Origin of the sequence: Antribacter soli, from assembly GCF_021568775.1 — a bacterium.
GTDB lineage: Bacteria > Actinomycetota > Actinomycetes > Actinomycetales > Cellulomonadaceae > Antribacter > Antribacter soli.
This window is the reverse complement of the sequence record NZ_JAKGSG010000036.1, coordinates 77884-92339: the sequence shown is the minus strand read 5'-3', so window position 1 is coordinate 92339 and position 14456 is coordinate 77884. Positions and strand designations below refer to the sequence as shown.

The following is a 14456-nucleotide window of genomic DNA, read 5'->3' as shown; positions in this document are numbered from 1 at the left end:
TCACACGTTTGCACCCGAGGCTCAGAGCGCCGGGGCTGGCCTACTCTCGGGGCTGCTGTGGCAGTTCGGTTGCGGGCTCGCGCAACTCGCTGGCACCCCTCCGCCAAGACGTACGAGAAGACCCGCTCGGCGAGGTCCGTTGACGCGCCCAGCGGGTCCCCAGATCCCGAGTGCACGCGAGGTGCAGGCTTCGGCACCGTTCGGATCCGGAGTCCAAACCGCGAGAGGGCGACTTTGGTCGAGTTCGGCGTTTGAGACGAGTCCGGCCCGGTAGTTTCACGTGCGTGGACGACACCAAATACTTCCCGTGGCGCGAAGGGCTCAGCTGGCTCGCGGCCGCCCCGGTCGATCAGTTACTGGTGCTGGGCAAGGTCACGGAGGAAGACGTCGCTGCGCTTGCTGCAGTCAACGCCGATGTGCGGACCGCCGCCGAGTACGACGCCTTCGGCGGCGTACCGCGGGGTGTCTATGCGAGCGCCCGCCGTGGACGCTGGCGCGTCCTGGCGATGGCCGACGGCGGTCCTGAGGAGCAGGCGTCCAGCTTCGAGACCCGGTACAGGGACGTGCCATGGGTCGAGCTCGCCCTGCGGGTCCGCAGCGACGAATGGGGGGACGCCGTCCCGTTCGGTGGTGGCACCGACCTGACGCCAGGATCGATGGTGCGGGTCAGGAGCACCTCCGAACTCGGCACGGTCCGCAAGATCACGCGAATGGCTGCTGGCTATCAGGTGACGGTCGAGGTGGCCGGCCTCCTTCGGGAGTATCCCGAGACCGCGCTGGAGCGGCTCGCGGGCGACCCTCGGTCACCCGCATTCTGGACGAGCCAGCCGCCGGCACGCTCGACGGATCTCGCCCTGACACTGACGCATGCGACGCTCCGTAACCCGCTCACCGACGTCCTGTACTCGTTCGCGGCGAGCAAGACGGTGTTCCGCCCGTACCAGTTCCTCCCTGCGATCAAGGTGCTCTCCTCGGGTACGGGCCGCCTTCTCGTCGCGGACGAGGTCGGTCTTGGCAAGACGATCGAGGCGGGCCTGGTCTGGAACGAACTCGACCAGCGCCATGACGGCGGACCGGCAGGTGGGGCGGGTCGCCTGCGCCGAGCCCTGGTCGTAGCTCCGTCGGCCCTGACGCACAAGTGGCGCGACGAGATGAACCGGCGATTCGACCGCAAGATCGAGATCATCAAGCCGGACCGGCTCCAGGAGCTTGCCGACGACATCCGCACGGGAGGTGACCCAGAAGTCCAGGCGGTCATCAGCCTGGAGTCGTTGCGGTCGGCCACGACGGTCCTCGAGGCGCTTAACGAGGTCAACCCTCGGTTCGACCTGATCATCGTCGACGAGGCCCACCAGATGCGGAACACCGGGCGCCGGTCCAACCGCCTCGGACACCTCCTGTCCGACTGGTCGGACTACCTGCTATTCCTCTCGGCCACGCCCATCAACCTGCGCGAGGACGACCTGTTCAACCTGCTGGAGATCCTCGACGAGGGCAGCTTCTACGACAAGGACGTGTTCCGGGCGCAGCTCGAACCGAATGCCCTGCTGAACGAGACGCTGCACACGGTCGCGACGGCAGGGATCGGTCGGACCGCCCGCACCACGCTCAAGCGGGTGGAGACGGTGCCGTTCGGCCGCTCGCTCGCGATGCGGCCCGACTTCGACAGACTTCTGAAGGTCCTCGACGTCGACCGCCCTCTCGAACCTGAGGAGTGGTCGGAGGCGCGACGGTTCATCGCCGAGCTCTCTCCGCTGAGCGGGGTCCTCACCCGCACCCGCAAGATCGATGTCCCGGGCACGAAGGCAGTGCGCGAGGCGTACTCGGTCGAGGTGGAATGGACGTCGGAAGAGAAGGCTGTCTACGACGCTGTCGAGACCTACTTCCGCGACCGAGCGAGGTACGAGGGCATCCCCGTGGGCTTCGCGATGCAGATGCCTCTGCGCCAGGCAGCGAGCTGCCTCCCTGCGCTCCTGCGGCGCGCGCAGACGGAGGCCGAGCGAGGCGTGACGGTGAGCCCGGTGGACGATCCGGACGAATTGTTCGACGAGGGGTCCCAGGACGTTGAGCGGCCCGCGGCGCCGGCGTGGGCGGAGATGCTGGCGTCGTCGGCTGCGTTCCGGCGCGGAATCCGCGTGGATTCCAAGTACGAGGCCTTCGTAGAGGACCTGCGCCGCTTGCGCGACATCGGCGTGCGGCAGGTCATGGTGTTCTCGACCTTCCCCGGGACGCTGGAGTACCTGCTCTCACGCGTGCGCCCGGAGTTCACGGCCGCGGTCATGCACGGCAAGACGCCGATCGAGCGTCGCGTCGAGGTGATGGAGCAGTTCCGCGCCGGCGAGTTCGACCTGCTCCTACTCAGTGAGGTCGGGTCCGAAGGTCTCGATTTCGAGACGTGCAACGCCGTGGTCAACTACGACCTGCCGTGGAACCCGATGCGTGTGGAACAGCGCATCGGGCGTGTGGACCGGTTCGGTCAGCAGAGCGAGAAGATCTTCGTCCGCAACATGCACGTCCCTGGGACCATCGAGTCCGATATCCTCGAGCGTCTCTACCAGCGCATCGGCGTTTTCGAGCGATCGATCGGCGATCTAGAACCGATCCTGCGGTCGCACTTCAAGCAGTACCGGACCGAGCTTCTGACCCAGCGCCTCAGCCCGGAAGAGGCTCGGCGGCGGCAGAACGAGATCGCCGTCGCTATCGAGAACAACCGGCGCGAGATCGAGCGCATCGAGGAGTCCCGCGCGACGCTCGCCACGGCGGACCACCTGCGGATCGAGGGAATGGGCGAGGAGGGCCCTGATCGTGGGCGGTTCGTCGGACGGACCGAGATCGAACGGCTCGTGCGACGCCTTCTCGTCCCGACCGGTAGCCGACTGACCGGTCCGGACGAGAACGGGATCCTACTGCTGCGCGGCACACCAGAGCTTGCCGAAAAGTGCGGGCACATCCGGGGCGAACGCGGACGCGGCACCACGTTCCCGCTCAGCCGCCTGGAGGGGGCGTTCCGCACCGACCGCGACGTCCGGGTGACGTTCGACGCCGACACCGCGAGCAAGCACGACGTCGACCTGCTCTCGGTCCGACACCCACTCGTGAGCCTCGCCCTCCTCGAGCTGGAGCGCTCCGAGACCGACCTACGGCGGTTCGGCGCAGTCGCCGTGCCGGGGATCGCACCCGACCAGTACCTCCTGGCCCGCGTCGACCTCGCCCAGACCAGCGGTCTGCGCCCGCGCCTGGAGCTGTGGTCCACCGCGATCGACGCGACTTCGCATGCTGCCGTGCCCGGGGCCGAGGACGCTCTGCTCGCCGCCGTGGCCACCGGCACCCTGCGCGACGCGCACGTGCCCGACGACTTTGATGCCCGGGGCCCGCTCCCAGTGCTGGCACGGCAGATCTGGGATCGGCGAACGGCTACGGAGGCGACACGTGCCCAGGACAACGCAGCCCTGATCGACGGCCGAGTCGAAGCCCGCGAGCGGTACTTCAGGATCAAGATCGACAGGGCCACAGCGAGCGCGCGGGAATATGCGACGAAGGATCCCAGCTACGCGAAGGGCCAGCTGACCCGAGCCGGCAACCTCCGTGAGTCGCTCGAGCGAGAGAAGTCCCGGATCAGCCAGAGTCGCGAACTGGCCGTGTCGCTCACGCCGGTCGCGGTTCTCGTTGTGACCGGCACAATCAGCTGACCGCGTAGCGGCCTGGCATCAGTAGTCCTCCTGGTGCCAGGCCAGCTTGCGCACGGTACCGAGCGACGCCGCCTGCTGCCGGGCGTTCTCGACGAGGATCCGCTGGTAGGTGTCGCCCTTGAGTACGGGCCACCGGTCGACCCCCAACTCGGTGGTTCGGCCGGTGCCGTCGCCGACGAGCACCGAGCCGTCTTGCGCCAGGCGCAGGACGAACCGCTGGTGCCCGAAGCGGACGCTGACGCCGTCGAACTCGCCGTCCGCATCGGCGAACTTGATCGGCACCTCGTCCTTCTCGTGCGCCTCCACGGACCTGACGGTCAGGACGCCCTCACCTGACGTCGGCAGCTCGCCCCGGTCACGCCAGTAGTAGCGCGCACTATCCCCGCCGAGACTGCCCATGGGGTCGTAGAAGGGCGTGTATGCGTCGTAGATCCGGTGCTCCTGCCGCCCCCGCGGGGTGTCCCACTCCAGGTAGAAGTGGAACCCGGGACGGTGCAGTGACAGCCGCTCGTACGAGGTGGTCTCCGCGAGCCCGACGGCGATCGCCTCATCGGCAGCGACTTCCGGGATCTCGTGCAGCTCAGCCTCGGTGAACCTGTCGCGCAGGTACTCCGCGATTGCCGGCGTCCGGCTCATGCCTCCCGCGAGCAGCACGTAGTCGACCGTGTCGAGAATTGCGGATTCCGGTATGGACCGGACGGCAGACATCGACGACTCACCCCTCTCTGCGAGGCGAGCCGCGCGCAGGGTCGCGACCACGAACCGGTGCGCCCGGTCGAGCTGTGGACGAACGATGTCGTCGAGCGACTCGCGCGACAGCATCACGTCCGGCAGCGTGGCCTCGGCATAGCCGACCGGGACGCGAGCGTCCATCGCGGTTGTCAGGCTCACCTTCGCCTCACGCGACGCGCGGCGGACCCAGGCGCGGGCCACCTCAGGGCGCGGCTGCTCGTCGAGGTAGACGCCTTGTTCCGCCAGCCGGAGCTCATAGTCACGAAGGATCGACTGGTCGACGGCGTCGCCGGCCTCGTCGATGCCGTGCGCAGCGAGCACGTTGATCGTCGGGTCCTGGTACGGCTCGGCGTGAACATCCAGCACCGCGATGTCGAGCGTGCCGCCGCCCATGTCGTAGACGAGGACCCTGCCGCGGATCTCCTCGCGACGGTCCCGCGCGCGCTTCATGAGCCATGCGACACCCGCGGCGATCGGCTCGTCGACCAGCGTCGACGAGGCGGCCTCTTTCACGCACCCCCCCCACCCCCGCGGCCTGCGCTTCTACCCCGGCCCCCCCCCCCCCGACGGAGATGCCTGCTTCCTCGGCGAGGCCCATGAGGCGTCGCCTCTGGGCGCCGGTCCACATGGCTGGGCAGCCGAGCCGGACGCTGCCGTCGGCCAGGTCGAGAAATGCCTTCTGTTCTGCGCGCGACCGCAGCTCACGAAGCAAGTGGTAGATCGCGTCGTCGGCCTTCAGCGTGACATCGGTCCCTGGGACCTTGACCTCGGCCCAGTTCTTCGTGATGGCCCGCTTCACTGAGCGCAGCAGCGCATGCTCGGCGACCGCCACTGCCTCCTCGCCGACCAGAAGACTGCGGTCGCCCTGCGCGACGACGGAGGGCATCCACGACTGGGTGTCCCCGATCGCGACGATCTGGGTCCTCAGGGCGGTGCCCTCGGCAACCAAGCAAGTGCTGGTACCGAAGTCGATCCCAATCGCGGTCTGTGCCACGGGCGCTCCTATACGTGCAACGTCTCTACGGTCGCGCGGGCAAGAACGACCCGTTCGCCCCCATGCGTCCAGGTATACCCGGGCTGTCTGACACTGACTTCGGTGCCCGGTTCGACACCGCGCTCGATACTGTCGTGCAGAGTCGGGTCGTAGGTCACCACGGCCCCGATTTCACCCACGGTCTCGAGTCCGCTGCGCCGCACGAGCGCGGTGATCCGGTCACGCGCCCGCTTTGGATCACCCGCGCCGACTTCCTCGACTGCAAGCGCAGCGATCCGCGCCACCGAGCGCATCGCATCGATCTGCAGCTGCCGCTCGTTCGCACCGTGCGACGCCCGGTCAGCCTCGCGCATGGCATCGATCTGCCGGTGCGCTCGCTCCAGGTTCGACTGCAAGGCCGCGGCCTCCTTCAGCGCCGACTCCAGACGGCGGGCGGCCGTATCCCGCTCCTGGCTCAGCGCGGTAATCCGAGACTCGGCCGCGGCGCGGTCTGCGGCACCAGTGAAGACGGCTCGCCAGGCGGCGAATACCTTGTCCGCGCTCGCGATCCGTGCGAAGGCCTGGCCGACACGTTCAGGATCGACCATGGCTGCGACCTCGGGTGGCGACGCCAGCAGAGTCAGGAGCCGTCTCCGCGTCTGGGCGTCGTCAACAGCTACCCGCACCTTGGGCGCGACGTGAGCGGCGATCGTCGGTTCCGCGAGTGCCCGAAGCAGCGCGCCGTCCGTCACCGCCACGACGTCGTCGGCCCCGACCTCGCTCCACCACCGTGCTAGGCCGGCCTCGGCGGGCTTGAGCAGCCACAGCCGGCCGAGCAACGCCTGACGGGCGGGCGACTCCGCCAGCGGCATGAGAGCCGCCTGCTTGCCAAGCTCGCGCAAACCCTTTTCAGATACGTCGATCCGGTCCGAGGTTTGGAGAGCCTGGACGATCGCGGCAAGGACCTGCTCGCCATGCGTGCGGACGGTCGTGGACGTAAACGCACCGAGCAACTCGATGAGTGCTTCGGCCGAAACGCGAGAGAGCAGGGGCGCGGACCTTGAGACGAAGAGTGACAGCGCGCGCTCGTGGCGGCGGCCAGCGGCCGATCGGAGCTCGGCTGCCACCTGTCGAACCAGGTACTCCAGCGCGTCCCGGGAACGGCCAGTGACTCCCTTTGGCGCCTCGCTGGTCGACGCGACGAGGAGAAGCATCGCTGCCAGGTCGTTACTGCTCACGGCCGACGCAGCAGTCGCAACGACCTTGGCACTGACGCCACTCATCTGGTCGATGGTCGCCAGCGGCTTGCCCGCCAGCTCTTTTACGACCGCGGCTGGCACGTTGTCGGTGAGGGCACCTGCCAAGAAGCGCATGACGGGGTCCCTGTCCGCTGCCAGGCTCACGGCGAGCGGTCGACGTGCTTCGAGATCGGCAATCGCCGCGATCTCGGTCAGCCGACGAATCGGTGAGATCGGGCGTTCCGCGGCCTTGTCCACGTTCGTCGGGGTCGCACCGGGCTGCGGCTCTCGACCGGGAGTGGCTGCTTCGGCAGCGTTCTCGGGCGTGGGCTCCCGATCAGTGTCAGGTCCGTCGTCGCGAACTGGCTCTGCAACCCCGTCAGTAGCCGAACGCGCCTTCGACGGCTCTGTCTCTGCCTCCGATGGAGCCGTCGGGAGTGCCGCATCGGGTTGGCCACCAGTATCAACCTCGAACTCGACGTTGCTTGACGGGGCATCGGCCGCCGGCAGACCTTCTGGCGACGAGATCCCCGCGGGTTGCTCAGCGGCTTTCTCGAGAACCTCCGTCTTCAGGCGTACCCGCTTGCTGGTCACCGCGAGCCCGGCCCCATTCAGTTCGTCGCGTCGATTGACGAGGAGGTCCCTGAGCTCGTCCTCAGGCACACCCATGAGCCTCTTCGTCAGTTCATGAACCGTGCCCTCGCCCCCAGCCATGTCGAGAACCGCTCCGACGACCGCTGCCACCGGGTCGCCAGCGTATGCTTCGGCCGGCGTCGTTCCGTTTATCCATTGCAGGTATCTCAGGCCACCAGTGGCGACGACGACGACGCGATTCTTTCCCGGGGTGACTACATCCTCGACCCCGTCCGACCAACGCACGGTGGCCTCCTTTGCGGAGGGGTCCGACGCAAGGACCTGACCTTCTCGAAGGACGGCCCTCGTCTTGGGATCGGTGAGCAACGCAGACTGGTGGACTGGCACGCTGAGATTCTAAGGATCGCTTTGGCCATCAGCGTAGGCGAGGGCAGCCAGCGGGGTGCGTTCGCGCCACCGGTCAGGTGGTCGTCGCTGCGCTCCGCGAGCGGCTGTAGAGCGCGACATGATCGACCCCAGCATTGGTGCCGCCGTAGCGCCACGACCCCTCCGGCTGGACCCGCGACTGTCGTCCCCAGCAGAGCTGCTACAACTGCGGCGGACGCCTTCGGCACGACGTCCTTCGTGCCCACTGCTACGTCCGAAAACGGCGAAATGTCCACGCTGGCTCGTGCACCGTGCAGGGTGTATGCCGCGCACCTCCTTGCCGAGGGGGTGCGCCGCCGTGACGATGTCCATCCGCAAGGTCTCGGCCGGGCACGGGTACGCCTACGTGCTCAAGTCCGTCGCGAACGCGGACGGCGACCGCACGGCTCCGGATCAGGTGACGTGGTACTACCTCGAGGCGGGCACGCCGCCCGGGTTCTGGCTGGGCAAGGGCGTCGCGCACCTCGGCGACGGGACGCTCGCCCCAGGGCAGACGGTCACCTCCGAGCAACTCAAGCGTCTCATCGGTACTGGCCGCGACCCGGTCACCGGCTGCAGCCTGGGCCGTGACTTCCAGCGGTACAAGTCCGTCGCGGAGCGGGCCGAGGATCGTGCTGCGAAGCTCGAGGCCAACCTCACAGCCGAGGAGCGCCGCACCGCCACGGCCAGGATCGAAGCCGAGGAGACCAAAGTCGGGGACCGCCACGCCGTCGCCGGCTTCGACCTGACCTTCAGCGTCCCAAAGTCCGTCAGCGTCCTGTGGGCTGTCGCTGATGCCAACACCCAGGCGCTCATCGTCGAGGCTCACCACTCCGCGGTCGCAGAGACGCTCGCGCTCCTCGAGAAGCACGTCGCCGCCACCCGCACGGGTCACGGCGGGATCGAGCAGAAGGACGTCGTCGGCATCGCCGCCGCGGCGTACGACCACTGGGACTCGCGCGCTAACGACCCGCAGCTGCACACCCACGTCGTCGTCTCGAACAAGGTCAAGACCGTCGACGATGGCGTCTGGCGCGCGCTGGACGCCAAGCCCCTCTTCGACGCGACCGTCGCGCTCTCTGCCCACTATGACGCCACGCTGCGCGACCGCCTCACCGGCACGTTCGGCTTGGCCTGGGAGCAGCGCTCCCGCCCTGCGGACAAGATGCCCCAGTGGGAGCTTGCCGAGGTCCCGGACACCCTCATCAGCGAGTTCTCCTCGCGCACCCACCAGATCGACGCCTGCGCCGAGGAACTCGTCGAGGACCACGTCGCCCGCCATGGCCGCACGCCATCCAGCCGCACCCGGTCGAGGCTGCGCGCGCGGGCAACGCTCGCCACGCGCCCGGAGAAGCAGATCCATTCCCTGCACGACCTCACCGAGACCTGGCGGACCCGCGCCGCCCGCCTCCTGGGCACCGACCCCACAGGGTGGGCGCGGAAGGTGACCACGACGTCGCTGGCCCGGACCTTCACCGCGGCCAAGGTGCCCGACGGCGTCATGGCGCACCTTGCGCACGACGTCGTCACCGCGGTCTCGACCTCCAAGGCGACGTACACGCACTGGAACCTGTGGGCCGAGGCGAACCGGCAGTCCATGGGCCTGCGACTCGCCTCGGCCGAGGACCGCGAGGGCCTGATCGCCGCGGTCGTGGCGATGGCCGAGGACGCGTCCGTGCGGCTGACGCCCGGCGAGCGCGCGTCCGTGCCCGCGGCGATGCGCCGCCAGGACGGAACCAGCTGGCTGCGCCCGCACCGCGGCGAGCGATACACCGCCCCGGCGACCCTGGAGGCAGAGGACCGGCTCCTGGCCCGCGCCGCGAACACCGCGGCCTCCACGGTGGACCTGCGCATGGTGGACGCGGTGATGTCTCGGCCGTTCGACGGGCGCACGCTCACGACCGAGCAGCGGTCCGCCGTCAGGGGGATCGCCGCGTCCGGGCGGCAGGTTGACCTGCTCGTCGGCCCGGCAGGCGCCGGCAAGACGACCACGATGCAGGCCCTGCGCGCCGTGTGGGAACGAGCGCACGGGCCGGGCTCGGTCGTCGGGCTGGCACCGTCGGCCGCGGCCGCGCAGGTCCTCAGCGACGAGCTGGGCATCCGGACGGAGAACACGGCCATGTGGCTCCACGAGGCGGGGGAGGGGCGCGCCTGGTTCTCGCGCGGGCAGCTGGTCATCCTCGACGAGGCCACCCTTGCCGGGACCCAGACCCTCGACCGCGTCAACAGCCTCGCTGCGGAGGCCGGGGCGAAGGTGCTCCTGGTCGGCGACCCGGCCCAGCTGCAGTCCGTCGAGGCAGGGGGAGCGTTCGCCCTTCTGGTCGAGACCAGGCGCGACGCGGCACGTGCAGGCGAGTCTGACTCCGTCGTACCCGAGCTGACCGAGGTGCACCGGTTCCGCAACGACTGGGAGAAGACCGCCTCCCTGCGCCTGCGCGACGGCAACGCGGACGTCATCGACGTCTACGACCACCACGACCGCATCCGCGGCGGCACCACCGAGGACATGATCGACGCCGCCTACGCTGCCTGGCAGACCGACTCGAGTGGCGGCCACGTCGCGCTCCTGGTCGCCGACACACGCGACACCGTCCGCGAGCTCAACGAGCGAGCTCGTGCCGACCGGCTCGTCAGCGGCGCCACCGACCGCGGTCAGGCGGTCAGGCTGCGCGATGGGTTGGAAGCGAGCGTGGGCGACGTCGTCGTCACTCGCCGCAACGACCGTCGTCTGGCCACCCCGCACGACCTGGTCCGCGGCGCGTTCGTCCGCAACGGCGACCGCTGGCAGGTCACCGACGTCCTACCGGAAGGGTCCGTCGAGGTCCGGCGCCTACGCGCCGACGGCACGCCGCGCCACGGTGGGAACACCGTCGTGCTGCCCGCCTGGTATGTCGCCGAGCACCTCGACCTCGGCTACGCCGTCACCGCCCACGGAGCGCAGGGCATGACCGTCGACACCACCCACGTCCTGGTCACCTCGACCATGACCCGAGAGAACGTGTACGTCGCGCTCACCCGCGGACGGTCGTCGAATGTCGCGTACGTGGCGACGGACCGGCCCGACGGCGACCACACGCCGCCGTCCGAGGAAGTCACGCCGCAGCAGGTGCTCTACGGAGTGCTGGCGCATGTCGGGGCTGAGCCGTCTGCGCGGCAGGCCGAAAGGGCCGAGCACGAGCGGTGGGACTCGATTGCGCAGTGGGCCGCCGAGTACGAGCACATCGCCCAGGTCGCCCAACGACCCCGGTGGGGGCGCCTGGTTGCAGCGGCGCTCACGGTGGGCGGGTTGCGGCCCGCCGACGTCGCCGACGCCCTCGACCCCGACGCCACAGGCGCGGACGCGTTCGACGCCCTGTGCGCCGAGCTACGCCGGGCCGAGGCGTACGGGTACGACGTCGAGCGTGTGCTCCCCGCGCTGGCCGCACGCCGGACCCTGCTCGACGCCGACAGCCCGTGTGCGGTGCTGCACACCCGGCTTGAACGGCCGACCGCCCGGCCGGTCGCCACGCCGGTGCTCGTCGCCGGCCTGATCCCCGAGGCGCTTCGGCCTCTGCCCGATGACGTCCGTACGGCCCTGGACGAGCGCGCTGACCTCATCGAGGAGACGGCCCGCGACCTGGCCGAGGCCGCAATGCGCGACCGCGAGCCCTGGGTGGGCCGGGCGCTGGGAGGGGAGGCGACGTCGGATGCTGACTTGGACACGCTGGCGACCGTCGCGGCGTACCGGGACCGCTACGCGATCAAAGGTACGGACCCGCTCGGTCCGGAGCCGACGACGCTCACCCAGCGTGCCGACCTTGTGCGAGCGCGGGCCGCGATCAGCCGACAGTCGACGCGACGGACAAGCGATGGAGCGGTCTCCAGCCGCCACATCGTTCTGCACCCGTGACGGACGCGTGCGCGTGTGGTCGGATATGCGCCAACTGTCCGATGGTCGGGGAGGCGCCTTGTCTGAGTCCACGCTCACCTGGATCGAGATCGTCGGTGGCGTCGCGTCCCTCCTGGGGATCGTGGCCGTGCTGGTCCAACTGCGGCAGGTCGTCATCAGCCTCCGGTCGACGGCCCGCGGCGCGACGTCTGCGATCGGGACGCAGCTCAAGGACGTGTTCATCGCCTACCCACACCTGCGCCCGTACTTCTTCGACGATGCCGATCCCACGGGCGACCCCGACCAGGGCCGGATCCAGACGATCGCCGAGTTGTACTGCATCTACCTTCAGGAGATCGCGGCACAACGGGCTCACGTACGCGGAGCGAGCGGCGACGCCTGGTTCGCGCTCATGATGGCGATCTACCAGGGGAGTCCCGCCGTGCGAGCGCAGCTTGAGCGGCACTCCGCCTGGTACTCCGTTGAGCTTCGCTCAACGATCGCGGTCATCAAGGGGGTCCTCGCCAGGGAAAGCCCGGTGGGACCTACTGGTGACTGACCGCTACGACTGCGGGATCACTTGCTGGTACTGCAGCTCGTACAAGTGCGCGCCCTTGACCAGCACGCTCACCTCGACCGGGCGGTCATTGTCGGACAGGACGGTGCGCAGCTGGCGGAGAACGGGGACGCCGTCGGGCAGGGCGAGGAGCGCAACCTCCTCTGTTGTGGGCTGGCGGGCCGAGACCCGGTCGGTGAAGGACCGCTCGGGTGAGCCCAGCGACGCGAGGACGGCCGGCGCGCCGCCAGGCACCTTGCCGGGGCTGGCGAGCGGGGTCCCGGCGACGAGGTCGGCCGGGTAGTACGACGCCGACACCTCGACCGGATTGCCGTGGTGCAGCATGAGGCGCCGGCGTCGGACTGCCTCGCCGCCGTCCGCCAGCCCCAGCGCAACGACGACATCCGCGGGCGGGACTACGGTCGCGATGTCGAGCAGGTCGTACCGGAACCCGTCGCCAGGCGGGACATACGCGGCGACGTCGACGACGAACGGGTGCGCTGCGCGCACGTACACGCCCTTGCCGACGCGACTGTCGAGGAATCCCTCGTCCTTGAGGGCGCGCAGTGCCCGCTGGATGGTGGCGTTGGCCGCGTCGAACCGGGACACGAGCTGTGCCGTGGACGGGATCTGCGCGCCCGGGGCGAGGTCGCCGGAGAGGATCTGCTCGCGCAGCTCGGCGGCGATCTGCTCGTGGCGTGGGCGGTGGTCCGCGCTGCGGGAGGTGCCGTTCACGGCGTGATCTCGTAGCGAAGTCGCCGGCCGTCGGCCGGGGAGGTCATGACGGTGGCTTCGACGGGGAGGTCGTCGTCGGACAGGATGACCCGCCGCAGCTCGATCACGCACGCTCGCTCCGCGAGGCCGAACGTCTCAACTTCCGCCTCGGTGGCGAGGCGGGCGGTGACGTCCTCGATCACCTTCCGGACCGGGTACCCCAGCTCAGCCAGGTGCCCGACGGCGCCACCGCGCACCTTTCGCTCCTCGGCGAGCCTCGTGCCGCGGGCAATCGAGACCGGGTAGTGGGAGTCGACGAGCTCGACCGGATGGTCGTCCAGGAGCATCACCCGTGAGCGCCTGATCACGAGGTCGCCCGGATCCAGGCCAAGGGCGGCGGCGGCCTCGTTGTCCGCGGTGTGCTCCGTGACGGAGAGGAGCCGCTGCGTGCCTATGCCGCCCGCGGCGGAGGCCTCGGCGGCCCAAGCGTCGGCCGCGTTCCCGACGACGTAGGGCAGGGAGACGCTCGTCCACTTGCTCACAAGCCAACACTACTTCCATTGTCACCTTTCGGGATAGGCGATAAGGTTGTGGCGGTTGCCGAAGCGGCTCGGGAGGTCGACATGACAGAGGTCGCGAACGCCGCGCGGGTGCGCCGCCCGCTCATCGTGGAGCGTCGCCGCGTCGTCGGGCTGACGCAGGAGGCGCTGGCCGCCGTGCTCGGTGTGCAGCGCTGCACCGTCGCCCGCTGGGAGACCGGCGCGACCGAGCCGATGCTCTGGGTTCGTCCACGGCTCGCCGCGTCCCTCGGTCTGACGCTCGAGGAGCTCCATGCGATCCTCGAAGAACCGGGGAGGTGAGTGCGATGACGCCTGACGCCGTCAAGTACCAGATGACGCTGGAGAACGAGGAACGGCTCCGCATGCGCACGTGGCGGCCGGGAGACCACGACGTCGACTACGACGAAATCACTGCGCGGCCCGCGCGCTGGTCGGATGTCGCCGTCACGCCGACGAGCCGGCTCATCGTCTGGATGCTTCGCCTTCCGAATCAGAGGTGCGGAGAGGCGATCGCCGCTCTGCTTGTGCCTGCCTACCTCGCGGTTGCGTATGGGCTATGGCAGTGGGCGCCTCCTTCGGGCGAGGTGGCGCTGCTTGCGGTGCTCGGGATCGCTGTGGCGCTCTGGAACGCAGCGAAGTTCACGGTCGCTGGAATTGTCGGTGCCGCGCTCCTCATCAGCGGTCCCACCGCTCCCTCTCGGCCATCCGGGGCTGCCAGTGCGGAGGAGTCACATTGGCGGCCCAGTAGGGTCACGCGGTGACGAGACGGACTGTCCACGTCGGCTGAATCTTGACCATCTGGCGCCCCGTCGATCCCAGATCAGTCTTCAGGCGACGTCGACACGGACCCGTTTAAGGCACCAGCGGCCTTGAGAGCCGGTGACGACCGTCTTGCCGGACGACGCCGGTAGTGGTGCGACGCCAGCGAGGGCGGCGAAGGCGGTCTCGGACCGCACGCGCCCCCGGTTGGACCACACGGTCAGGGCCGTCGCTGCCACGTCGGGTCCGACACCCGGGACGGTGAGCAAGCCGGGCACGAGCTCGCGCACGCTGATGTCAGCGGCGACAGATACGCTCGTTCAGGCGTCCCCGCAGGTCGGCGGACATCTCCCAGACCAGGACATGAG

9 protein-coding genes and 2 pseudogenes are annotated in these 14456 nt (G+C 69.3%); 5 read left to right on the top strand and 6 right to left on the bottom strand.

What is annotated here, in order from left to right:
* Positions 1–284 precede the first annotated feature (284 nt).
* On the top strand, positions 285–3689 hold the full coding sequence (locus L1785_RS13590; RefSeq protein WP_236089808.1) for a DEAD/DEAH box helicase: 3405 nt from the start codon (positions 285–287) through the stop codon (positions 3687–3689).
* Between the two features lie 18 nt (positions 3690–3707).
* On the opposite strand, the gene L1785_RS13585 is transcribed toward L1785_RS13590, so the two are convergent.
* From L1785_RS13585 to L1785_RS13580, 3 genes and pseudogenes are all read right to left on the bottom strand, one after another.
* Positions 3708–4934 carry an Hsp70 family protein gene (locus L1785_RS13585; RefSeq protein ID WP_236089807.1) on the bottom strand — a complete coding sequence of 409 codons (1227 nt, stop codon included), beginning with the start codon at positions 4932–4934 and terminating at the stop codon, positions 3708–3710.
* A 256-nt stretch (positions 4935–5190) separates the two neighbouring features.
* Positions 5191–5415: pseudogene (locus L1785_RS23400) on the bottom strand (Hsp70 family protein); the annotation flags it as partial.
* Between the two features lie 8 nt (positions 5416–5423).
* On the bottom strand, positions 5424–7613 hold the full coding sequence (locus tag L1785_RS13580; RefSeq protein WP_236089806.1) for a hypothetical protein: 2190 nt from the start codon (positions 7611–7613) through the stop codon (positions 5424–5426).
* A 343-nt stretch (positions 7614–7956) separates the two neighbouring features.
* On the opposite strand from L1785_RS13580, the gene mobF reads away from it, so the two are divergent.
* Entirely contained in the window at positions 7957–11520 is a 3564-nt protein-coding gene (mobF, locus tag L1785_RS13575; protein WP_236089849.1) for a MobF family relaxase, read from the top strand.
* Positions 11521–11578: 58 nt separating this feature from the next.
* On the top strand, positions 11579–12058 hold the full coding sequence (locus tag L1785_RS13570; RefSeq protein ID WP_236089805.1) for a hypothetical protein: 480 nt from the start codon (positions 11579–11581) through the stop codon (positions 12056–12058).
* Positions 12059–12061: 3 nt separating this feature from the next.
* Here L1785_RS13570 and L1785_RS23240 read toward each other — a convergent pair whose 3' ends face one another.
* Positions 12062–12790, bottom strand: a complete 729-nt coding sequence (locus L1785_RS23240; protein ID WP_236089804.1) for a GntR family transcriptional regulator — start codon at positions 12788–12790, stop codon at positions 12062–12064.
* Positions 12787–13311, bottom strand: a complete 525-nt coding sequence (locus L1785_RS13560; protein WP_236089803.1) for a GntR family transcriptional regulator — start codon at positions 13309–13311, stop codon at positions 12787–12789. The genes L1785_RS23240 and L1785_RS13560 overlap by 4 nt, the downstream gene beginning before the upstream one ends.
* Before the next feature lie 81 nt (positions 13312–13392).
* Between L1785_RS13560 and L1785_RS13555 the strand changes: the two genes are divergently transcribed.
* A complete protein-coding gene (locus L1785_RS13555; RefSeq protein WP_236089802.1) occupies positions 13393–13629 on the top strand; it encodes a helix-turn-helix transcriptional regulator in 237 nt (78 codons plus the stop codon).
* 5 nt (positions 13630–13634) lie between these two features.
* A complete protein-coding gene (locus tag L1785_RS13550; protein WP_236089801.1) occupies positions 13635–14090 on the top strand; it encodes a hypothetical protein in 456 nt (151 codons plus the stop codon).
* A 106-nt stretch (positions 14091–14196) separates the two neighbouring features.
* On the opposite strand, the pseudogene L1785_RS13545 reads toward L1785_RS13550, so the two are convergent.
* Positions 14197–14357: pseudogene (locus L1785_RS13545) on the bottom strand (transposase); the annotation flags it as partial.
* Positions 14358–14456: the final 99 nt, after the last annotated feature.